The sequence below is a fragment of the Nocardioides sp. genome (assembly GCF_035481145.1).
GTDB lineage: Bacteria > Actinomycetota > Actinomycetes > Propionibacteriales > Nocardioidaceae > Nocardioides.
Window position 1 is genome coordinate 1 of record NZ_DATIHB010000054.1, and the last position, 21,009, is coordinate 21,009.

17 protein-coding genes are annotated in these 21,009 nt (G+C 71.9%); 14 read left to right on the plus strand and 3 right to left on the minus strand.

Annotated elements, in window-relative coordinates:
• Positions 1 to 220 precede the first annotated feature (220 nt).
• A complete protein-coding gene (locus VLF38_RS04275) occupies positions 221 to 3,070 on the plus strand; it encodes an FG-GAP-like repeat-containing protein (RefSeq protein ID WP_325270045.1) in 2,850 nt (949 codons plus the stop codon).
• A 4-nt stretch (positions 3,071 to 3,074) separates the two neighbouring features.
• Here VLF38_RS04275 and VLF38_RS04280 read toward each other — a convergent pair whose 3' ends face one another.
• The gene (locus VLF38_RS04280; protein ID WP_325270046.1) at positions 3,075 to 3,794 is read right to left on the minus strand and encodes a TIGR03089 family protein; all 720 of its coding nucleotides are present in this window, start codon (positions 3,792 to 3,794) and stop codon (positions 3,075 to 3,077) included.
• Positions 3,795 to 3,872: 78 nt separating this feature from the next.
• Between VLF38_RS04280 and VLF38_RS04285 the strand changes: the two genes are divergently transcribed.
• The gene (locus VLF38_RS04285) at positions 3,873 to 4,967 is read left to right on the plus strand and encodes a mannose-1-phosphate guanylyltransferase (protein WP_325270047.1); all 1,095 of its coding nucleotides are present in this window, start codon (positions 3,873 to 3,875) and stop codon (positions 4,965 to 4,967) included.
• Positions 4,968 to 5,001: 34 nt separating this feature from the next.
• On the opposite strand, the gene VLF38_RS04290 is transcribed toward VLF38_RS04285, so the two are convergent.
• Positions 5,002 to 5,757 (minus strand): DUF3105 domain-containing protein, encoded by a 756-nt coding sequence (locus tag VLF38_RS04290; RefSeq protein ID WP_325270048.1) that lies wholly within the window; start codon positions 5,755 to 5,757, stop codon positions 5,002 to 5,004.
• A gap of 426 nt (positions 5,758 to 6,183) precedes the next feature.
• On the opposite strand from VLF38_RS04290, the gene VLF38_RS04295 reads away from it, so the two are divergent.
• The 3 genes from VLF38_RS04295 to VLF38_RS04305 all read left to right on the plus strand — a co-directional run bounded on the left by VLF38_RS04295 (position 6,184) and on the right by VLF38_RS04305 (position 10,740).
• Entirely contained in the window at positions 6,184 to 6,438 is a 255-nt protein-coding gene (locus VLF38_RS04295; protein WP_107698990.1) for a WhiB family transcriptional regulator, read from the plus strand.
• 103 nt (positions 6,439 to 6,541) lie between these two features.
• Entirely contained in the window at positions 6,542 to 9,361 is a 2,820-nt protein-coding gene (locus tag VLF38_RS04300) for a glycosyltransferase family 2 protein (RefSeq protein WP_325270049.1), read from the plus strand.
• Positions 9,358 to 10,740, plus strand: coding sequence for a DUF5719 family protein (locus VLF38_RS04305; protein WP_325270050.1), 1,383 nt, complete (start codon positions 9,358 to 9,360; stop codon positions 10,738 to 10,740). Before VLF38_RS04300 ends, VLF38_RS04305 begins: the two co-directional genes overlap by 4 nt.
• Before the next feature lie 4 nt (positions 10,741 to 10,744).
• On the opposite strand, the gene VLF38_RS04310 is transcribed toward VLF38_RS04305, so the two are convergent.
• Complete coding sequence (locus tag VLF38_RS04310) at positions 10,745 to 11,185, minus strand: metallopeptidase family protein (protein WP_325270051.1); 441 nt, start codon at positions 11,183 to 11,185, stop codon at positions 10,745 to 10,747.
• A 50-nt stretch (positions 11,186 to 11,235) separates the two neighbouring features.
• On the opposite strand from VLF38_RS04310, the gene VLF38_RS04315 reads away from it, so the two are divergent.
• From VLF38_RS04315 to VLF38_RS04355, 9 genes are all read left to right on the plus strand, one after another.
• Positions 11,236 to 11,604, plus strand: coding sequence for a DUF3499 domain-containing protein (locus tag VLF38_RS04315; RefSeq protein WP_325270052.1), 369 nt, complete (start codon positions 11,236 to 11,238; stop codon positions 11,602 to 11,604).
• Positions 11,605 to 11,633: 29 nt separating this feature from the next.
• On the plus strand, positions 11,634 to 13,013 hold the full coding sequence (locus VLF38_RS04320; RefSeq protein ID WP_414689361.1) for a phosphomannomutase/phosphoglucomutase: 1,380 nt from the start codon (positions 11,634 to 11,636) through the stop codon (positions 13,011 to 13,013).
• Between the two features lie 2 nt (positions 13,014 to 13,015).
• Entirely contained in the window at positions 13,016 to 13,174 is a 159-nt protein-coding gene (locus tag VLF38_RS04325) for a Trm112 family protein (RefSeq protein ID WP_349255576.1), read from the plus strand.
• 18 nt (positions 13,175 to 13,192) lie between these two features.
• Complete coding sequence (locus VLF38_RS04330) at positions 13,193 to 14,206, plus strand: SIS domain-containing protein (protein WP_325270055.1); 1,014 nt, start codon at positions 13,193 to 13,195, stop codon at positions 14,204 to 14,206.
• Between the two features lie 17 nt (positions 14,207 to 14,223).
• A complete protein-coding gene (locus tag VLF38_RS04335) occupies positions 14,224 to 15,195 on the plus strand; it encodes a DUF808 domain-containing protein (protein ID WP_325270056.1) in 972 nt (323 codons plus the stop codon).
• A 101-nt stretch (positions 15,196 to 15,296) separates the two neighbouring features.
• Positions 15,297 to 16,748 (plus strand): adenosylhomocysteinase, encoded by a 1,452-nt coding sequence (gene ahcY, locus VLF38_RS04340; RefSeq protein WP_325270057.1) that lies wholly within the window; start codon positions 15,297 to 15,299, stop codon positions 16,746 to 16,748.
• Positions 16,749 to 16,789: 41 nt separating this feature from the next.
• Positions 16,790 to 17,488 (plus strand): MtrAB system response regulator MtrA, encoded by a 699-nt coding sequence (mtrA, locus tag VLF38_RS04345; protein WP_325270058.1) that lies wholly within the window; start codon positions 16,790 to 16,792, stop codon positions 17,486 to 17,488.
• 14 nt (positions 17,489 to 17,502) lie between these two features.
• Complete coding sequence (gene mtrB, locus VLF38_RS04350; protein ID WP_325270059.1) at positions 17,503 to 19,101, plus strand: MtrAB system histidine kinase MtrB; 1,599 nt, start codon at positions 17,503 to 17,505, stop codon at positions 19,099 to 19,101.
• Positions 19,098 to 20,804, plus strand: coding sequence for a GerMN domain-containing protein (locus VLF38_RS04355; RefSeq protein WP_325270060.1), 1,707 nt, complete (start codon positions 19,098 to 19,100; stop codon positions 20,802 to 20,804). Before mtrB ends, VLF38_RS04355 begins: the two co-directional genes overlap by 4 nt.
• The last annotated feature ends 205 nt before the right edge of the window (positions 20,805 to 21,009 follow it).

Genomic DNA, 21,009 nt, shown 5'->3' on the forward strand with positions numbered 1-21,009 from the left:
CCACCGTCCTGGACGGTGGGGAGCCTCTGTCGTGTGCGGAGGTTCTTCGAAGTGGCTGCGGCTGGAGTGAACACGCAGGTAATTTGACATTTCTCGAATCAGTCGGCGTGTCGAGTGGAAATTACAGGTTTGTAGTTACTCACGAACTCTTCCGTTACCCCTGTGACTGTTGTGAAACTGGGGGCTCCTGTGACACTTCCCCGCACTGGAGAGTCCCCACATGCGCCCCACCAAGTCCCGCTTCGTCACCGTCTGCCAGCAGGCGCTGATCGTCGGCACCGCCTTCGCGGTGCTCGGCCCTGCCGCCGACGTCATCTCCCTGGATGTCGTCGCGCGCCCCGGTGAGGCGGCGCAGTACGGCGACGTGCGGACCCCGGACGAGCCGACGGGGACGACGAGCCCCGCGCCGGCGCCCGCGCCCACGGCGAAGGCGCGGGTCGAGACCGCGCCCGTCGCGCCCCGCGTGACGCAGGTGCCGATCGACGAGGCGACCGATGTCACCGCAGACGAGGTCGCGCAGGTGGGCGACGAGCCGGTGCCGACCGACGGGGACGTCGTCGAGACGGCGCCGCAGCAGGTCAAGGGCTACGGTGCGATCGGCGTCACCTGGGAGCCCGGCACCGGCGTGGAGGAGGGCCAGATCGCGGTCCAGGCGCGCACCCGCGTCGACGGTGCGTGGTCGGACTGGGAGGAGCTCCACTACAACGCGGAGGAGGGGCCCGACCTCGGCAGTCCCGACGCGCTCGGTGCGCGCCCCGGCACCGACCCGCTGATCATCGGTGACGTCGACGAGGTCCAGACCCGGGTCGTCACCGCCCGCGGTGTCGAGACCCCCGACCTGCAGATGGCCGTCGTCGACCCCGGCGCGAGCGCCGGCACCGCGCTCGAAGAGCCGACGATCTCGACCGGCACGGCCTCCGAGGTTGCTGCCGACACCACCATCGAGACGGACCAGGGCGCCCTCAAGCTGCAGGCCGGCACCACCGTTGCCCGGCCGACGATCTACTCCCGCCGGCAGTGGGGGGCCAACGAGTCCCTGCGCAAGGGCACGGTCTCCTACGGGAAGATCGCGGCCGGGTTCATCCACCACACGGTCAACGCGAACACCTACTCCGCGGACCAGGTGCCGGCGATCATCCGGAGCATCTACGCGTACCACACCCAGACCAAGGGCTGGAACGACGTCGGCTACAACTTCCTGATCGACCGCTTCGGGCGGATCTGGGAAGGCCGCTACGGCGGGGTCGACAAGGCCGTCATCGGTGCGCACACCCAGGGCTACAACTCCTACTCGTTCGCCGCCTCCGCCATCGGCAACTACGAGGAGGCGCAGCCGAGCACCGCGACGCTCGACGCGTACGCCCGCCTCTATGCGTGGAAGCTCTCCCTGCACGGCATCGCCGCCAACGACACCAGCCAGTACGTCGGGTCGCGCTACTTCCAGGCGATCAACGGCCACCGCGACGCCGGCCAGACCGCGTGCCCGGGGCGCTACCTCTACGCGAAGATGCCGGACATCCGGGCTGCCGCGCGGAAGTACCAGCTCGCTGGTTCCACGACGACCCTGGCGCCCGTCACCGGCGCTCCGCGCGTGCCGAACCTGGACGGAGTCGCGTATCCGGACCTGGTCGCCCGCCGGACCTCCGACGGGGCCGCGGTGGTCGTGCCGACCGGCGGCCTGCTCGCGTTCTCCGCACCCGTCACGAGGAGCACCGGCTGGTCGCGGTACAACGCCCGCGTGCTCTCGCCCGACCTGAACGGCGACGGGCGCTCGGACATGGTGGCGCGCCTGTCGAGCACCGGTGTGACGGTGGTCCGTCCGGGCCGCGGTGACGGCACCTTCGGCCGTGGCCTGAAGGCGCTGCGGAGCTTCATCGGCTATGACCTGATCACGGCGGTGGGTCGCTTCGACGGTGATCGCCACGCCGACTTCGTCGGTCGCAAGCGGGCCACCGGCAACCTGATCCTCTTCCGCGGCGATGGCGCGGGCTCGTTCACCAAGTCCGTGCTCGCCACGGGATTCGGCAGCGCGACCAAGGTGGTGGCCACTGGCGACATCACCGGTGACGGCCGCGCGGACCTGCTGGTGCGCGATGCCAGCGGTCGCCTGACGCGCTACAACGGCGACGGCGCCGGACACGTGCGCACCGGGAGCCTGCTCCGCGGCACCTGGAACTACCCGGTCCTCACGGGCTACGGCGACCTCAGCGGCGACGGGCTCCCCGACCTGCTGCTCCGCACCAGCGCTGGCGCGGTGCTGGTCGCCCCGGGCAACGGCCTGGGTTCGTTCGGCAAGCTCATCCCCGCGGACGGCAGCCTCTCCGGCCTGACCTGGGTCTCCGCAGCGCCGGTCCTCGGCTCGGCCGAGCCCGACGCCGTGGGCTTCTCCGGCGACTCGCTGGTCGTCGTACCGCACTCCGGCCACGTGAACCTCCGGCGGACCGTCTCGGCCGGGGTGAGCTTCCGGAGCGCGAACCTGGTGCTGAACGTCGGCGACTGGGACGGCGACGGGAAGGGCGACGTCATCACGCGGCAGACCAACGGCGACCTGGTGCTCTACCGCGGCACCGGCACGGGCAAGCTCACGGCGGGCACCGTCATCGACACCCGTGACTTCAACACGGTCGGCATGTTGACCGCGGCCGGCGACGTGACAGGCGACGGCAAGCCCGATCTCACCGGCACCAAGTCCGGACGCCTCGTCGTCTTCCCGGGCAACCGCGCCTCGGCCCTCGGCACCTACGCCTTCCTCAGCTCGACCACGCTGACCGGCACCGGTCTCGTCGACCTCGGCCGGTGGGACGCCGGCGGCACGCTCGACACGGGGGTCCTCGCCAACACCGCGCTCGGCTGGCTGCCCAGCAACCAGGGCTCGCCGAAGGCGCTGGCAGCGGACCTCAGTGGGCTCACGAGCGTGGTCGGCGCCGGTGACGTGACGGGCGACGGCCGACGCGACCTGGTCGGCCGCGGTTCCAGCGGCACGCTGTGGCTGCTCCCCGGGACCTCGACAGGCTTCGCGGAGCGTCGCTACCTCGGCGCAGGCTTCGCGGGCTACGACCTGATCGGCTGAGCCGTCAGGGCTCCCTGACCACGAGGTGCTCCGCAGTCACGCGCTCCTGGCTGCGGAGCACCTCGAGCCGTGTCTGGTCGGGGTTGCGCCACAGCACCACCGACCCGCTGCTGAGCAGCGGCTGGAGCAGGACGGACGGGTCGGCGAGCGGATTGACGGTGGTCAGCAGCCGGTGACCCGACCACGGGCCCGGCGCGACGAGGTCGGACCACGTCACGCCCCGCCAGAGCGACTCGCTGCCGTCGGCCGGGTCCCACGGGACGAAGGCGTCGGGCTGCGACCAGACCTCGACTCCGAAGTCGTGGACTCCGGCAGGGAGTGGGTCGGCGAACCGGACACCCATCGGCAGCAGTGCCGAGGCCAGCACGGGCGCGGGTCCGGCGGCGTACGTCTCGAGGCGGGAACGGAGCGGTCCGCAGACGACGAGGTCGGCACGGTCGCGCTCGTTGGTGACCTCCGCGCCCACGTTCCACACGGCGCCCATGACCACGGGCGTCAGCCAGTGGATCGGGAGGTCCACCAGCACGCGGCTCCCCCGCTCGATGTCGAGCTCCTCGACCAGCAGCGAGGAAGTCTTCGCCACCCAGTTCGCGTACGTCGTGCCGCTGAGCTCGGCCCGCTCGCCGGTGCTGTCGTCGTAGAAGGTGACCAGGGGGCGCCCCGGCTCGCTGCGGAGGATCCGTCCGAGCAGGTCGGCGAACGTGGAGGGTGCAGGCGCGGTCATGGCGCAAGCCTAGGGACCGACCCTTGGCAAGCGGTGCTCCCGGTGCGGGTGCGGAACCCATGGCCTAGCCTTCACGGCATGAGTTCGGTTGACCACTTCTGGGCCGTCATCCCTGCGGGTGGCGCGGGGACCCGCCTGTGGCCGCTGTCGCGGGCCGGAGCCCCGAAGTTCCTCCACGACCTCACCGGATCGGGCCGCTCCCTGCTGCAGGCGACGGCCGACCGGCTCGGGCCGCTCGTCGAGGACCGCATCGTGGTCGTCACCGGCGCTGCGCATCTCCCCGCTGTCGCCCGCCAGCTGCCCGAGGTCCCGGAGCACTACCTCGTCGCCGAGCCGACCCCGCGCGACTCCATGGCCGCCATCGGCCTCGCCGCCGCGCTGCTCGAGCGCGAGGACCCCGATGCGGTGATGGGCTCCTTCGCCGCCGACCACGTCATCCCGGACGGCGCTGCCGGGAGGGACGCCTTCGAGCAGTGCGTCCGCGACGCCATCACGACCGCCGAGGCGGGCTGGCTGGTCACGCTCGGCATCGAGCCGACGTACGCCGCGACCGGGTTCGGCTACATCCACGTCGGCGATGCGATGGCCGACGTCCCGGCGCACCACGTCAAGGAGTTCGTGGAGAAGCCGTCGGCACCCGTCGCAACGCAGTACGTCGCGTCCGGCGACTACCGCTGGAACGCCGGCATGTTCGTCGTGCGCCCGTCGGTGCTGCTCGACCTGCTGGGCGAGAACGATCCCGGCTTCGCTGCTGACCTCCGTGCCATCGCGGCCGGGGGAGAGGAGGCGATGGCCCGCCTGTGGCCGACGCTCCCGAAGATCGCCCTCGACCACGCGGTCGCCGAGCCGGCGGCCTCAGCCGGCCGGATCGCCGTCGTGCCGGGCGCGTTCGACTGGGAGGACGTCGGCGACTTCGCCTCGCTGGGCGACCTCCTCGACCCCGACGCGTCGGGAGCGCTGACCGTCCTGGGCGACGCGGACCTCGTGCGGAGTCGCAGCTCGTCGGGGCTGGTCGTGCCCGGCACCGGTCGGTTCGTCGCGGTCCTCGGCCTCGACGACGTCGTCATCGTCGACACCGACGACGCCCTCCTGGTCGCCGCGCGCGACCACGCTCAGGACGTGAAGGCGATCGTCAACGGCCTCAAGGACGAAGGGCGCACCGACCTCGTCTGAGGTCGGCGCGCCCCTTCGGGAGTGTCGCGGTGGCTCAGCCGCCCGCGGGCTCCGGGCTGTTGAGGTACGGGTACGCGACCATGAACTTCTTCAGCGCGTCGCCGGAGACCTCCGAGCAGTAGGTCCAGACGCCGGCCTGCGCGGTGACCTTCGCGGCCGTCGCGATCTCCTTGTCCTCGTCTGCGGCGTTCTTCGCCCAGTGGGTGAAGGCGATGTGCTGGCCCTTCGGGAACGCCTTCCCGTCCTCCTTGGTCCACGGCACGATCTTGATCTTGAGGCGGAAGTCGTCCTCGCCCTTGAACTTGTCGGCGATGCCGCGCAGCAGGTCGAGCTGCTTCTCGTCGTCGGCGATCGTCTTGTCGTACCAGACGATCGTGTAGCCGTGCTCGAGGTTGTGCACCAGCTTCTCGACGTTGGGGCGGTCGGTCGACGTGTAGAACTTGCGGGTGATCTGGTCCCAGACCTCTTCGTGCTGTCCGAACGCCGGCGGTGCGTCGGTGTAGGCGACCGGTGTGCCGGCGGGGACGTGGTTCTGCTCGCCCTCGGCGGCCTTGAGGATGCGCTCGCCGCAGACGCTGGCCTTGGCGCCGAGGTCGGCGAGCTCGATCTTCTGGAGCGAGCGGAGGTCCCACCAGTCCTTGACCGGCTTGAAGGCGGCGGTGCCGACGATGAGCAGCGCGATCATGATCGCGACCGTCAGGATGATCCGGCCCTGGCGCTGGTCAGCCCGCTTGGCGTCGCGGCGGATCTTGTCGACGGCGGCGCGTCGGTCGGAGGAGGAGGTGGCCACGGCTGTTCGGGACCTTTCGTCGGTGACGGTCGTCAGGAGTCGGACGTGCGGAGTCTACGGACTGGGCGGTCGGGTCGGCGCGAGGGCTGCCGGGACGGCTGCCGCGGGGCTGCCGCCGTGGTCTTCGCGATGATCGTCACAGAATCGGGGGCCTCGACGGACCCGGTGCGCACACCCGTTACGAGGTCCTTGGAGAATCGGGCCCCGCTGGCGCCGGCCGCCAGTACGGTGATCCTCTGCACGAGGACAACCTGCCCGATAGTCGCGCATTCCAACTGGTTGTGCCTATAGCAGAGACGGGCTTGACTTCCCGTGCATGACAGGCATGTAATTCCCGTAGTGTCGTTCACAGCGGGGAAGTTGTGCGGGGCATCGGCCAAGATCACACGGGCCAGCAGTTTCAGGGTCGACACAAAGGGGAGTCCCATGCGTGAGCTGTACTTGCTCGACTCCGACGTCGAGGAGATCGGTTGGCAGGAGCGCGCGCTGTGCGCCCAGACCGATCCCGAGGCGTTCTTCCCGGAGAAGGGCGGATCCACCCGCGAGGCGAAGAAGGTGTGCCACACCTGCGAGGTCCAGTCCGACTGCCTCGAGTACGCCCTCGGCAACGACGAGCGCTTCGGCATCTGGGGCGGTCTCTCCGAGCGGGAGCGCCGCAAGCTGAAGAAGCGCGCCGTCTGATTCACCTGCTCCACCAGCGTCACCACGCCGAAGTCGACGGGGGTCCCTCGGGCCCCCGTCTTCGCGTTCTTCCCTGTCCTGCCACTCCGTTAGGGTCCGTTGCGTGACAGTCACCGCCCTCCTGGTCAGCCACGACGGTGCCCGCTGGCTCCCCGCCGTGCTCGAGGGCCTCGCGGGCCAGGTCCAGCAGCCCGACCGCGTGATCGCCCTCGACACGGGCAGCAGTGACCAGTCGGCCCACCTGCTCCGCGAGGCGCTCGGCGCGGACGCGGTCCGCGAGGCGGAGCCCGGGTGCTCCTTCCCCGAGGCGATCGCCCGGCTCCTGCCGGAGGTGACCACCGACTGGGTCTGGATCCTGCACGACGACGCGAACCCTGCGCCCGAGGCGCTCGCCCGGCTCGTCGCGACAGCGACCACCCACGACGCCGCCATCGCCGGTCCGAAGCTCCGGGAGTGGCCCTCGCTGCGCCGCCTCCTCGAGCTGGGCGTGACCATCTCCGCCACCGGCCGCCGCGAGACCGGGCTCGAGCGGGGGGAGTACGACCAGGGCCAGCACGACACGGCCCGCGAGGTCCTCGCCGTCAACACCGCCGGCATGCTGGTCCGCCGCGAGGTGCTCGAGCAGCTGGGCGGGTTCGACCGCAACCTCCCTCTCTACGGCAACGACATCGACTTCGGCTGGCGGGCGGCTCGCGCCGGCCTCCGCACCATCGTGGTCCCGTCTGCCGTCGTCTTCCACGCCGAGGCGGCCCACCGCGGCGTACGCCGCAGCTCGCTGTCGGGCCGGCGTACCCGCACGCACCGCTACGAGCGCGAGGCTGCGCTCTACACGCTCCTGGTCAACCGCGAGCGGTGGTTCCTCCTCGGCCTGCTCCGGCTGATGGCCGGCACGGTGCTGCGCGCCGTCGGCTACCTGCTCGCCCGGCAGCCAGGTCACGCCGGCGACGAGTTCGCCGCCCTCCTCAACACCCTCGGCACACTGCCGGCGATCCGGCGTCGCCGCGCGGAGCTCCCGCCGGCGACGGGCGACACCGAGGGGCTGCGACCTCCGTGGTGGGTGCCCTACCGGCACGGCCTCGACGCCGTCACCGACTTCATCTCCGCGGTAGCGCTGCACGGTCGCGATGCCGCCGACCGTCGCCGCAGCGCCCGTGCAGAGCGGCTCGGGCTGCCGACGCCGGTCGTCGACGACGAGGACGACCTGCTCGCGGACACCGGTCTGGTCGCCCGCTTCTTCACCAGTCCGCTGGCGCTGTCGGTCACGGCCGCGGCGATCCTCGGCTTCTGGGCGGCCCGCATCGCCTTCGGTCCGATCGCTGGTGGCGCGCTCAGTCCCGCTCCTGCTGAGGCGGCCGACTGGTGGCACCTCGGTCTCGAGGGCTGGCACGAGCTGGGGCAGGGCACCGATGCGCCGGCGCCCGGCTACATCCTTCCGTTCGCGCTCGCGGCCTCGACCATCGGCCTCGGCTCGCCGACGGTGGTCGTCTCGCTGCTCTTCCTGGTCGCCGTGCCGTTCGCGGGCTGGGGTGCCTGGCGCTTCCTGCGTGCGGTCTGCGAGCTCACCACGGGCCGCTTCGACACCCGCGTCGCACTCTGGGGCGCCATCGCGTACGCCGCCGTGCCCGTCGCCTCCGGCGCGTGGGGGCAGGGCCGGTTCGGCACGGTCGCGTCGGCCGCCCTGCTGCCGTGGACCGCACACGTGGTGACCGGGCTCTTCGAGAGCTCGGCGGACCGTCGCTGGCGCGCAGCGTGGCGTGGGGGCGCGATGCTGACCCTGCTGACGGCGTTCACCCCGTCTGCGTGGCTGGTCGCCCTGCTCGGTGTCGCCGTGCTGCTCGGTCTCGGTCTCGTCCTCGCCCGTGACGTCGTCGCCTCCCGTGACATCTGGCTCCCGCTGGTCGTCCTGCTCCTCGTGCCCGCCGGCCTGCTGCTGCCCGGCGCGGTCGGCATGATCGGTCACGACCCGGCGGCGCTCTTCCTCGAGGCCGGCCGGCTCTCGCCGACGCCTGATGCGCTCGAGCTGATCGCCGGCCGCGTCGGTGGGCTCGGTGCCCCCGTCTGGGCAGGGCTACTGCTGGTCGTCCCGGGCCTCGTCGCGCTCCTCCGCCCCCGCACGCGGGTGCCCGTGCTGGCCTGCTGGATCCTCGTCGCGGTCGCCGCCGTGGTCGCCGCGATCCTCAGCCACGTCACGGTGGAGCTGCCCGCTGGCCCGGTGCGCCCCGGCCTCGGCTTCCTGGTCGTGGTGATCCAGGGCTGCCTGCTCACCGCCGCGGTCGTGGCCGCCCAGGGCCTCCAGGTCCCGCGCCCGCACCTGCGTGAGTGGCGCGTCCCGGTGGGGGCGCTCGTCGCCCTCGTCGCCGTCCTCGGCCCGGTGGTGGGCCTGGGCTGGTGGGTCACCGTGGGCGACGACCAGCTGCAGCGGCCGACCAAGACCGACGTGCCGGCGTACATGGTGCAGGCGGCTGACGACGGACTGGGCCACGGCGTCCTCGTGATCCGCGGTGACGTGCCCAACGGCATCACCTGGGAGGTCCACCGCGGCGACGGCACGACGCTCGGCGAGGACGAGGTCCTCGCGCTCACCGGACCCGACCAGCACCTCGACACCGCGGTGACCGCACTCGTCTCCCGCCCGACGCCGGCAGTCCTCGACACCCTCACCGCCGAGGGCATCGACTACCTGCTCCTCCCGGCGCCGGCCTCCGCGCAGGTTGCTGCGGGTCTCGACGCCGCCGACGGCCTGGCCCAGGCGAGCGCACCCGATCCCCGCACGCGTGCCTGGCAGCTGGAGAAGGCAGCCCGAGGCGACGCGGTCGCGGGGGAGGACCCGTGGTGGCACCGGGTCCTGGTCACGCTCCAGCTGCTCGCGATCCTCGTGGTCGCCGTCCTGTGTGGCCCGACCCGACGCGAGGAGGACGCATGAGCCAGCTCCCGGGGCGCCGCGCCGCCCTCATCAAGGCCCGCAAGCTGCGCCCGGCCACCGCCATCGGCGTGGGTGCCCCGCTGGTGACCCTGCTCGCCCTGCTGCTGCAGGCGCCTGCCGACACCCAGCAGGACGTCGCCCGGCGTGCCCCGCAGGCGCAGGCGCTGACCAGCGCCGACCTCTTCTGCCCGGCCTCGACCAAGGGCCCGGTCCGGCTTGCCTCGGCAGCGGCACCGGGCGAGGGCACCGTCACGCGCCGTGTCCCCGCCAGCTCGACCCGTACGCCGGTGCCGCTGCAGGCCGGTGGCACCGCGACCGTCTCCAGCGCGGACGCGATGCTGGTCCGCGCGAGTGAGGCGCTCGCGCCCGGCCTGCTGGGAGCCCGCCTCGGTGGCCCCCGGCCGTCGGCGCGCGAGTGCGTCGTCCCGGGTGGTGTGCGGTGGTTCGTGGGTGCCGGCGGTGGCGCCGCGCACCTGTCGACGCTGTCGCTGGCCAATCCCGACGGCGGTCCGGCCGTGGCCGACGTGACGGTCTGGTCGACCGACGGCGAGCTCGAGCAGATCGAGTCCCGTGGCCTCACGATCAGTGGCGGCCGTGTGTCCACGCTCGCCCTGGAGAAGATCGCCCCCAACGCCCGCGAGCTCGCGGTGCGCGTGGTCGTGACCCGTGGCCGTCTGGCGGCCTCGATGCGCGACGAGTTCGGCAAGGTCGGCGAGGCGCTCCGCGCCGACGCGCTCACGTCGGGCTCTGCACCGACGCGGCGCCAGGTGCTGCCCGGACTCTCCCGGGTCGCCACCTCGCGGGTCCTCACCCTGGTGAATCCCGGACGCCGCGAAGCGCAGGTCACGGTGCGGCTGGCCGGCCTCCGCAGCACGTTCGCTCCCGCGGGCGTGGGTGAGATCCGTGTGCCCGCCGGTCGCGTGGTCGTGACCGACCTGTCTGCTGCCCTGAAGAAGCTGACCTCCGCCGAGGACGTCTCGCTCGTCGTCGACGCGACGGCGCCCGTGGCCGCCGGTCTGCGGGCGATGGTCGCCGGAGACCTCGTGCACCACCCCGCGATGAGGCTCCGCGCAGGCCAGAGCGGGGCCGTCGTCCCCGACAGCGGCACCGTGTCCCTCGTGCTCGCCGCCGGCGACCGGGCCGGCGCCGTCCGCGTGCGGTGGGACGGTCGGCCGGAGGTGGTCGTCAAGGTCGCAGCCGGCACCACCCGCGTGGTCGCGGCTCCCAGGGGTGCCCGCCGGGTGGTCGTGGCCGCGGACGTCCCGGTGGCATCGGTCGTCCGGACCCAGGCTGCCACGGGCGCCGCGCTCCTGCCGCTGCGGAGGCTCGCGACGCACCTGCTGGTTCCTGCGGTGCGGCCGGCCTGGCCACCGAGCTAGCGCGCTACTGGTCGTCCGGCCGGTAGCGCGGGTCGATGTCCTCGGCGGGGAGGCCGAGCAGGTCGGCGACGTTCTCCACGACGAGCGTGAAGACGAGGGCTTCGAGATCCTCGCGCTCGGGCGCGCGGTGCTCGATCGGTCGCCGGAAGAGCACGAGGCGGTGGGGATGGCCCGCCGTCCCGCGGACCATCGAGGCGAGAGGGATCGACTCGTGCGCCCAGCCCTCGGGGAGCAGCGGGGTGTCCTCGACGGCGTACTCGAGCGATCCGACGCTCCGGAGCTCGCGCTCCCAACGGCCGTCGATCGCGTCGGCGATCGCGAGCACGACGTCGTCGAAGCGCTCGCGCGTCGTCGGCCGAGCAGGCATCGATCGCACGCCGCCGGCCCAGGCCGGCATGACGCCCGGCCCTCGCATGCCGCGTCCCCGGCGGTCTCGAACACTCACGCGGGCGAGCCTAAACCGGACAGCCCTCGACGGGCGGTAGCGTCTCTCCCGTGAGCTCAGCCCGTCGTTGTTCCAAGACTGCATGCGGCCGTCCGGCCGTCATGACGCTGACCTACGTGTACGCCGACCAGACGGCCGTCGTCGGCCCGCTCGCGCTCCACGCGGAGCCGCACGCCTATGACCTGTGCGAGTTCCACAGCGAGCGCCTCTCGGCTCCCCGTGGCTGGGAGGTCCTCCGGCTCGCCGCCGACCCCTCGCTCGCCGGTCCGTCCAGCGACGACCTGCTCGCCCTCGCGGACGCGGTCCGCGAGGCGGCCCGGCCCCTGCCGCCCCGCGAGCCCGCGATCACGCGCCCGGCCGAGCACGGCATGCGCGAGACCTCACGCCGCGGTCACCTCCGCGCGCTCAGCTCCGACTGAACCCCGCTAGGCTCGGCCGCATGTCCGACATGACGACTGGGACCCTCTCCGCGGAGAACCTCCACGCCATCTTCAAGGCCTACGACATCCGGGGCCTGGTCGGCAGCCAGCTCGACGAGGAGCTCGCGCACCGCATCGGCGCCGCCTTCGTCCGGGTGCTCGGCGCCGACACCGTCGTCGTCGGCCACGACATGCGCCCGTCGTCGCCCGGCATGGCCGGCGCGTTCGCCGACGGTGCAGCGCAGGCGGGTGCCGACGTCGTCCTGATCGGGCTCGCCTCCACCGACCAGCTCTACTTCGCCTCGGGCCACCTGGGCCACGCGGGCGCGATGTTCACCGCCAGCCACAACCCTGCGGCGTACAACGGGATCAAGCTGTGCAAGCCGGGCGCCGCCCCTGTCGGGGTCGACACCGGACTCGCCGAGATCCGCGACCTCGTCCTCAAGGGCGAGCAGCCCGCCGCGGGCCGGGTGGGCGACATCAGCAGCCACGACGTCCTGGAGGCCTACGCCGCCCACCTGCTCTCGCTCGCACCGGTCAAGGGCCGCCGGCTCAAGGTCGTCGCCGATGCCGGCAGCGGCATGGCCGGCCTGACCGCTCCTGCTGTCTTCGAGCGTCTCGGTGCCGAGCAGGCCGACCTCGTCCCGATGTACTTCGAGCTCGACGGCACGTTCCCCCACCACGAGGCCAACCCGATCGAGCCGGAGAACCTCGTCGACCTCCAGCACCGTGTCGTCGCCGAGGGTGCCGACATCGGCCTCGCGTTCGACGGCGACGCGGACCGCTGTTTCCTCGTCGACGAGAAGGGCGGCCTCGTCTCCCCGTCGACGCTGACCGCGCTCATCGCCGACCGCGAGCTGGCCAAGGAGCCGGGCGGCACGATCATCCACAACCTGATCACGAGCCGGTCGGTCCCCGAGATCGTCACCGAGCAGGGCGGCACCCCGGTCCGCACCCGCGTCGGCCACTCCTACATCAAGGCGACGATGGCCGAGACGGGCGCCATCTTCGGTGGCGAGCACTCCGGCCACTTCTACTTCCGCGACTTCTGGCGTGCCGACTCCGGCATGCTCGCCGCGCTCCATGCGATGGCGGCGCTGGCCGAGGCGGACAAGCCGCTGTCGGCACTGCTCGCCGACTACGCGCGCTACCCGATGTCGGGCGAGATCAATTCGACCGTCGCCGACCAGGGCGCCGTCCTCGCCGCGATCAAGGAGACGTACGCCGTCCGCGACGGCGTCACGCTCGACGAGCTCGACGGCCTGACCGTCGCGCACACTGACTGGTGGTTCAACGTCCGGGCCTCCAACACCGAGCCGCTGCTGCGCCTCAATGCCGAGGGCAAGGATGAGGCCACCATGGCCCGCGTCCGCGACGAGGCACTCACCCTGATCAGGAGCGACCGATGAAGATCGACCCCCGCCTGCTGGAGATCATCCGCTGCCCCGAGTGCAAGGGGCTGCTCGCCCCGGTCGCCGAGGAGCTGGTCTGCCAGGGCTGCGGCCTGGCCTACCCCGTCCGCGACGACATCCCGGTCCTGCTGGTCGACGAGGCCCGCAAGCCCGCGTAGTCCCGAGCGGAGCGAGACATGACGTACTTCGACGAGGCCCGGCTGGACGACGCGACGGCGCTCGCCGCCGCTGACCTCCGCCTGCGTGAGCTCGCCGAGTCGGGCGCCCGGGTCCGCCGCGAGGCCGGCGAGGCCGCCGAGGCGATCCAGCGTGCTGCTGGCGAGCGCGGCAGCGAGCGTCCGCGTGCGGTGATCGCGGCTGGACCCGATTCGCGGTTGCTCCGCGCGGTGCTCGAGCCGTGGTGCCCCGTGCCGTTCGTCGCCTGGCCGAATCCCGGCCTTCCGGGATGGGCCGGCAGCCTCGACCTCGTCGTGATGCTCGCGCCGCAGGGCTCCGATCCCGCCGCTGCCTCCGCCGTGGCCGAAGCCGTGCGCCGTGGCTGTCAGGTGGTCGTGGCCTGCCGCCCCGGCTCGATGGTCGCCGAGCACGCCGACGGCCGCTGGAGCACGCTGCTGCCGGCGACCACGGGCGACCAGCTGGCCACCGCCGTCGTGATGCTCGACCTCCTGCACCGAGTCGGCCTCGGTCCTGCCTGCGACGCCGACGAGGTCGCTGCGGCCCTCGACCACGTCGCGCTCGAGTCCTCGCCCCACCAGGACCTCGCCGAGAACCCCGCCAAGGAGCTGGCCATCGCGCTCGCCGACGCCCTCCCGCTCGTCTGGGGAGGCTCCACGCTCGGCGCCCGTGCCGCGCGCCGGGTCGCGGAGCAGATCCGTCGGGCCTCGGGCCGCAGCGCGCTCGCGGGCGATGCCGAGCACCTGCTGCCGGTCATCGAGGCGACCCGCCCGCGCAACCTCTTCGACGACCCGGTCGACGACGTCCGCCCGCTCCTGCTGGTCCTCGACGACGGCGCCGACGACCCGGTCGTGCGCGAGCAGCGGGGCCGGCTGCAGGCCGCGGCCGCGCGCTCCGGCGTACGGGTGGAGACGCTGGCGAGCGATGCGGGCAGCGAGGTGGCGCGCTACGCGTCGCTCCTCCTCTCGGGCACGTACGCCGCGGAGTACCTCGGCGTGGGCCTCGCGGGGGAGTAGCCGATAGCCTTCCGGCCATGAGCGCTGGACTGTTCGGACTCCTCGACGACATCGCGGCCCTGGCCCGCCTCGCCGCCGCCTCCATCGACGATGTCGGCGCGGCCGCAGCGAAGGCCACGGCGAAGTCGGCGGGAGTCGTCATCGACGACACGGCGGTCACCCCGCAGTACGTCCACGGCATCGCGGCCGAGCGGGAGATCCCGATCGTCAAGAAGATCGCGATCGGGTCGCTGCGCAACAAGCTGCTCTTCATCCTCCCGGCCGCGATGCTGCTCAGCCAGTTCCTGCCGTCGGCCCTGCCGGTGCTGCTCATCCTCGGCGGCACCTACCTCGCCTTCGAGGGCGCCGAGAAGGTCTGGGAGCACCTCACGCACCACGACGACCTCGTCGGTGACCTCGAGACCGTCGAGCACACGCCCGAGGAGGAGAAGAAGCTCATCTCCGGAGCAGTGCGCACCGACTTCATCCTGTCGACCGAGATCATGGTGATCGCCCTCGATTCCGTGAAGGACGAGAGCTTCGTCTCGCGGCTCGCGATCATGGTCGTGGTCGCCATCGCGATCACCATCGGTGTCTACGGCGTCGTCGGCGCCATCGTGAAGATGGACGACGCGGGGCTGGCCCTTTCGCAGCGGCGCTCGCCGGCCGTCCAGAAGTTCGGCCGTGGCCTGGTCGCGGCCATGCCGAAGCTCCTCTCCGGTCTCTCGACCGTCGGCATCGTGGCGATGCTCTGGGTCGGTGGCCACATCCTCCTGATCAACGTCGCCGAGCTCGGCTGGTGGGAATGGCCCTACGACACGGTCCACCACTGGGAGGAAGAGGTCCACCACGCGCTCGAGCACGCGGGAGGCGTCCTGAAGGCCGTCGCCGGCACCGTCGCCTGGCTGGTCAACACCGCCGCCTCCGCCGTGGTCGGCCTCCTGGTGGGTGCGGTCGTCGCGGTCGTCATGCACCTGCTGCCACACCGCGAGGGCGCCGAAGCCCACTGATCCGGTCCGCGCTTGTACGCTGGGTCACTGTCGTGCGCGGGAGATCCCGGACGAGTGCAGATGCACCGCAAGACACCGTTCTTCACTGCATGAGGAAATTCATGGACTACAAGGTTGCTGACCTCTCCCTGGCCGCGTTCGGCCGCAAGGAGCTCACCCTCGCCGAGCACGAGATGCCCGGCCTCATGGAGATGCGCCGCCGCTACGCCGACTCGCAGCCGCTCAAGGGTGCGCGCATCGCCGGCTCGCTCCACATGACGATCCAGACCGGTGTGCTGATCGAGACGCTCACCGCGCTCGGTGCGGACGTGCGCTGGGCCACCTGCAACATCTTCTCCACCCAGGACCACGCCGCTGCCGCGGTCGTCGTCGGTCCGGAGGGTTCGGGAGGCACGCCGGAGGACCCCAAGGGCACCCCCGTCTTCGCCTGGAAGGGCGAGACCCTGGCGGAGTACTGGGACGAGGCCGAGAAGGTCTTCCAGTTCAAGGACGCCGACGGCAACGCCATCGGTCCGAACATGATCCTCGACGACGGCGGCGACATCACGCTGCTCGTCCACAAGGGCACCGAGTTCGAGAAGGCCGGCGCCGTCCCCTCGCAGGACAGCACCGACAACGAGGAGTACAAGGAGGTCCTCCGGGTCCTCGCGCGCTCCCTCGACAACGACCCGACCTACTGGACCAACATCGGCGCCGGGATCAAGGGCGTCACGGAGGAGACCACCACGGGTGTCCTCCGCCTCTACGACCGGTTCAAGGACGGCTCGCTGCTCTTCCCGGCGATCAACGTCAACGACTCGGTCACCAAGTCGAAGTTCGACAACAAGTACGGCTGCCGCCACTCGCTCATCGACGGCATCAACCGTGGCACCGACGTGATGATCGCGGGCAAGACCGCGGTCGTCTGCGGCTACGGCGACGTCGGCAAGGGCTCGGCCGAGTCCCTGCGCGGCCAGGGTGCGCGCGTCATCATCACCGAGATCGACCCGATCTGCGCCCTGCAGGCCGCGATGGACGGCTTCGAGGTCAAGCGCCTCGAGTCGGTCGTCGACTTCGCCGACATCTTCATCACCACGACGGGCAACTTCGACATCATCCGTGTCGAGCACTTCGAGCGGATGAAGCACCAGGCGATCGTCGGCAACATCGGTCACTTCGACAACGAGATCGACATGGCCGGTCTCGCGAAGATCCCGGGCATCGTCAAGGACGAGATCAAGCCCCAGGTCCACCAGTGGATCTTCCCCGACGGCAAGAAGGTCATCGTCCTCTCCGAGGGCCGCCTGCTCAACCTCGGCAACGCGACCGGCCACCCGTCGTTCGTCATGTCGAACTCCTTCACCAACCAGGTGCTCGCGCAGATCGAGATCTTCACGAAGCTCGACGAGTACCCCATCGGCGTCTACGTGCTCCCGAAGCACCTCGACGAGGAGGTCGCCCGGCTCCACCTCGACGCGATCGGTGTCGAGCTGACCGAGCTCAACCAGGCGCAGGCTGACTACCTCGGCGTCCCGGTCGAGGGCCCGTACAAGTCCGAGCACTACCGCTACTGAGCAACGAACACGTCGGGAGTGGTGCAGTGAGCGGATCCGTGGTGCCTTCCGAGGCCTACGCCACCAAGGGCAAGGTGCTCGTCGTCGACGACGACGCGTCCCTCGCCGAGATGCTCGCGATCGTGCTGCGCCAGGAGGGATTCGAGAGCCGCGTCTGCACACGCGGTGACCAGGCCCTCGCGGCGTTCCGCGAGTACCGCCCCGACGTGCTCCTGCTCGACCTGATGCTGCCCGGCAAGGACGGCATCGACGTGTGCAGGGAGATCCGCGCCGAGTCCGGCGTGCCGATCGTCATGCTCACCGCCAAGGGCGACACGGTGGACGTGGTCGTCGGTCTCGAGTCCGGGGCCGACGACTACGTCACCAAGCCGTTCAAGCCCAAGGAGCTCGTCGCCCGGATCCGCGCCCGCGTGCGTCGCCTGGACGCTCCCTCGCCGGAGTCCCTCGCCATCGGGCCGGTCGCGATCGACGTCGCCGGTCACGTCGTCACCCGTGACGGCGTGCCGATCAACCTGACGCCGCTCGAGTTCGACCTGCTGGTCTGCCTCGCACGCAAGCCGTGGCAGGTCTTCACCCGCGAGGTCCTCCTCGAGCAGGTCTGGGGCTACCGCCACGCTGCCGACACGCGCCTGGTCAACGTCCACGTGCAGCGGCTGCGCTCCAAGATCGAGAACGACCCGGAGAACCCCGAGATCGTCGTCACCGTGCGCGGTGTCGGCTACAAGGCCGGACGCAGCTGAGGGTGCCCAGTTAGATGACCGGTCGTCTCGTGTCGGCGACGGTACGTCGCGGTCCGGCGATCTGGCGCCGCTCCCTGCAGGTCCGCATCGTGCTCAGCGCGATCGCGCTCGGCGCCCTCGTCATCTCGGCGACCGGCTGGTTCCTGATGAGCCAGATCCGCACCGGCCTGGTCGACGACAAGGTGCGCGCCTCCGTCGCCGAGGCGGCACGCGAGACGCGGGAGGTCGAGACGCGGCTGGCCGCCCTGCCCGGCACCGACTACGACACCGCCGAGCAGGTCGCGCTCCTCTTCGAGCCGCTCGCCGAGCTCGGTCAGGTGCGCGGCTTCGGTGTGGTCCTCGTCGGGCCGGTGAGTGCCGACCCCGGCACGGCCCCCGGCGTCCGCTCGTCCCCGGGACTCGATCCCGCGTCGGTCCCGGCCGGGCTGACCCGGCACTTCGTCGACAGCGACCGGTCGTCGTGGGCCTTCACCCGCGTGCGGATCGACGACACGAGCGGTCCCGATCTCGACGTCGCGGGAGTGGCGGTCGGCCACGTCGTACGCCTGCCGGCGGATCGCGGTCGCTATGTCATCGACTACCTCTTCCCGATGGAGCAGGAGGAGCAGACGCTCGCCCTGCTCAGCCAGGCGCTGCTCACCACCGGGGCGCTCCTGCTCGTGCTGGTGGGCCTGTTGACCTGGCTGGTGACCCACCAGGTCCTCTCGCCGATCCGGTTGGCCCGGCGGGTGGCCGAGCGGCTGGCCTCGGGTCAGCTGGAGGAGCGGTTGCCGGTCCGTGGTGAGGACGACCTGGCCCGACTGGCCCAGTCCTTCAACCAGATGGCGGCCAACCTGCAGCGTCAGATCCGTCAGCTCGAGGAGCTGTCGCGCGTGCAGCGGCGGTTCACCTCCGACGTCTCCCACGAACTGCGTACGCCGCTCACGACCGTGCGCATGGCCAGCGAGGTCCTGCACGACGCCCGCAGCGACTTCGACCCGGTGACGGCACGGGCGGCCGAGCTGCTGCAGACCGAGGTGGACCGGTTCGAGGGCCTGCTCGGCGACCTGCTCGAGATCAGCCGCTTCGACGCCGGAGCGGCCGCCCTCGACGTCGAGGACCTCGACCTGGGGGAGCTGGCCCGCCGTGTCGTCGACATGACCCGCCCGCTTGCCGAGCAGCGCGGCGTCACGGTCACGGTCGACATCGCCAACTGGCCCGTCCGTGCGGAGCTCGACCACCGCCGCGTGGAGCGGATCCTGCGCAACCTGGTCACCAACGCGATCGACCACGCCGATGCCGAGACCGGGGTGGTCGTCCGGGTTGCCGGCGACGACCACTCGGCAGCGGTGACCGTGCGCGACTACGGCGTCGGTCTGGCCGTCGGTGAGTCGGCGCTGGTCTTCAACCGCTTCTGGCGGGCCGACCCGGCCCGTACCCGCACCTCCGGCGGTACCGGGCTGGGCCTCTCGATCGCGCTCGAGGACACCCATCTGCACGGTGGCTGGCTGCAGGCGTGGGGACAGCCGCAGAAGGGTGCGCAGTTCCGGCTCACCGTGCCGCGCAGGGCGGGACGGTTGCTGCGCCACTCGCCGCTCCCGCTGGTGCCGCGCGACGCGGGAGACCAGCCGTGACGCCTCTGCGGCGTGCGGGTGTGCTCGCCGCGCTCGCCGGTCTGCTCGCCACGGGAGGCTGTGTGACGTTGCCCGAAGGGGGCGGGGTCCGCGACCAGCCGGGAGACGTCACCGCCACCGGCGCCGGGATCCGCTACACCCCGCCCGGCCCTGCTCCGGGAGCAGAGCCGCGGGCGATCGTCACAGGCTTCCTGGACGCGATGGGCGCCAGCCCCGTGCAGACCTCCACGGCGCGCGAGTTCCTGACCCAGCAGGCGGCGGAGGACTGGAAGCCGCAGCGGCGGACTGTCCTCTACGACGGCATCAGCTCGTTCACGCGTGGCGCGCCCGGCGACCTCACCCTGACCGGCGCCGCCTGGCTCGACGAGGCCGGCCGCTGGCGCGGCGAGCTCCCGTCGGGGGAGGAGCGCGTCCGCCTCCGTCTCGAGCGCGAGGACGGCGAGTGGCGGATCGCGGGGCTGCCGGACGCGCTCCTGGCGCGCCGCAGCTGGTTCGGCGGTGAGTACGGCCAGTTCCAGGTCCACTTCCTCGACCCGGCGTACGACGTGCTGGTGCCCGAACCCGTCTTCGCGCCGCGGGGTGAGCAGCTCGCCACCTCGCTCGTCCGCGCCCTCCTGGCCGGGCCGCCTGACCCCGACGCGCCGTGGCTCGCGACCCGGCTCGACGGACTGCGCCTCGCCGACGGCACGGTCACCGTCAGGGACGGCATCGCACGCGTCGACCTCGCCGGCGAGCCACGGCTGCCCACTCCTGCGTCCCGGACCGAGCTCGCCGCCCAGCTGGCGTGGACGCTCCGCCAGGTGCCCGGCGTGCGGACCTTCCAGGTCCGCTTCGGCAAAACGCCGCTCACCCTCGAGGGTGGGCTGACCGACATCCCGGTCAGCGCAGGCTCCCTGCTCGACCCTGCAGCCGCGACGGCCAGCAAGGTCCTCTTCGGGGTGCGCGAGGGGCGTCCCGTGCGCGTGACCCGCGACAGCATCGCGTCGATCGACGGCCCCGACGCGCCGGCGTACGCGCTGCGCGAGGTGAGTGTGGACCTCGAGGAGACGCGCCGCGCCGAGGTGAGTGCCGACGGCCACCAGGTCCGGCTCGCTGCACTCGACGGATCCGGTCCGGTCACAGTCGTGCGAGGGGAGGACTTCGCGCATCCTGCATGGGACCGTTCCGGGCGCGCGTGGCTCCTCGACCGGCGTACGTCGGGAGCGGTCGTCAGCGTGGTGGCCGGCGGGCGCCAGCGGTTGGTTCGGGTGCCGGGGGTGAGCGGCGCGCCGGTCACCGACCTCCTCGTCTCGCGCGACGGGACCCGGCTCGTCGCAGCGATCCGTGTCCGCGGTCGGGACGAGGTCGTCGAGAGTCGACTGCGCTGGATCGGCAACGGCCTCGAGGCGTCACCGGCCCGGCTGGTCGCCACATCGGCCGGCGTGCGCGACCTCGGGTGGGAGGGGCCGAACCACGTGCTCGTCCTCACGGCCGCTCATGGCCTCTCCGAGGTGACCTGGCTGTCGCTCGACGGCGCTCCTGACGACCTCCGCGACAGCCCGCCCCCCGATCCGCTCTTCGACGACGTGCGGGCGCTCGTCTCCTCGGCGTCTGCGGGCCAGCCGGTCTGGGGCGTGACGGCGAAGGGCGCCCTGGTGCGGGTCGGGTCGACTCCCGTCGAGGGTTCCCCGCGTGGTGTCACGCAGCTGACCTCGGTCGGCTGAGGGCCGTCTCCACAACCCCGGCTGCGGCTGGTTGCCCGTCCTGCGCTCGGTGCGCTGGCATGGAGCGGTGCGGAGCGACGCGGGCCAGACGGGCCAGACGGTGGAGTCGCGTGGCAGCGGATGGGCCGATCCCGTGCTCGACCTGCTCGCGGGGAGCGCCTGCACGGGGTGTGGTCGTCCCGGGCGGGCTCTGTGCCGGTCCTGC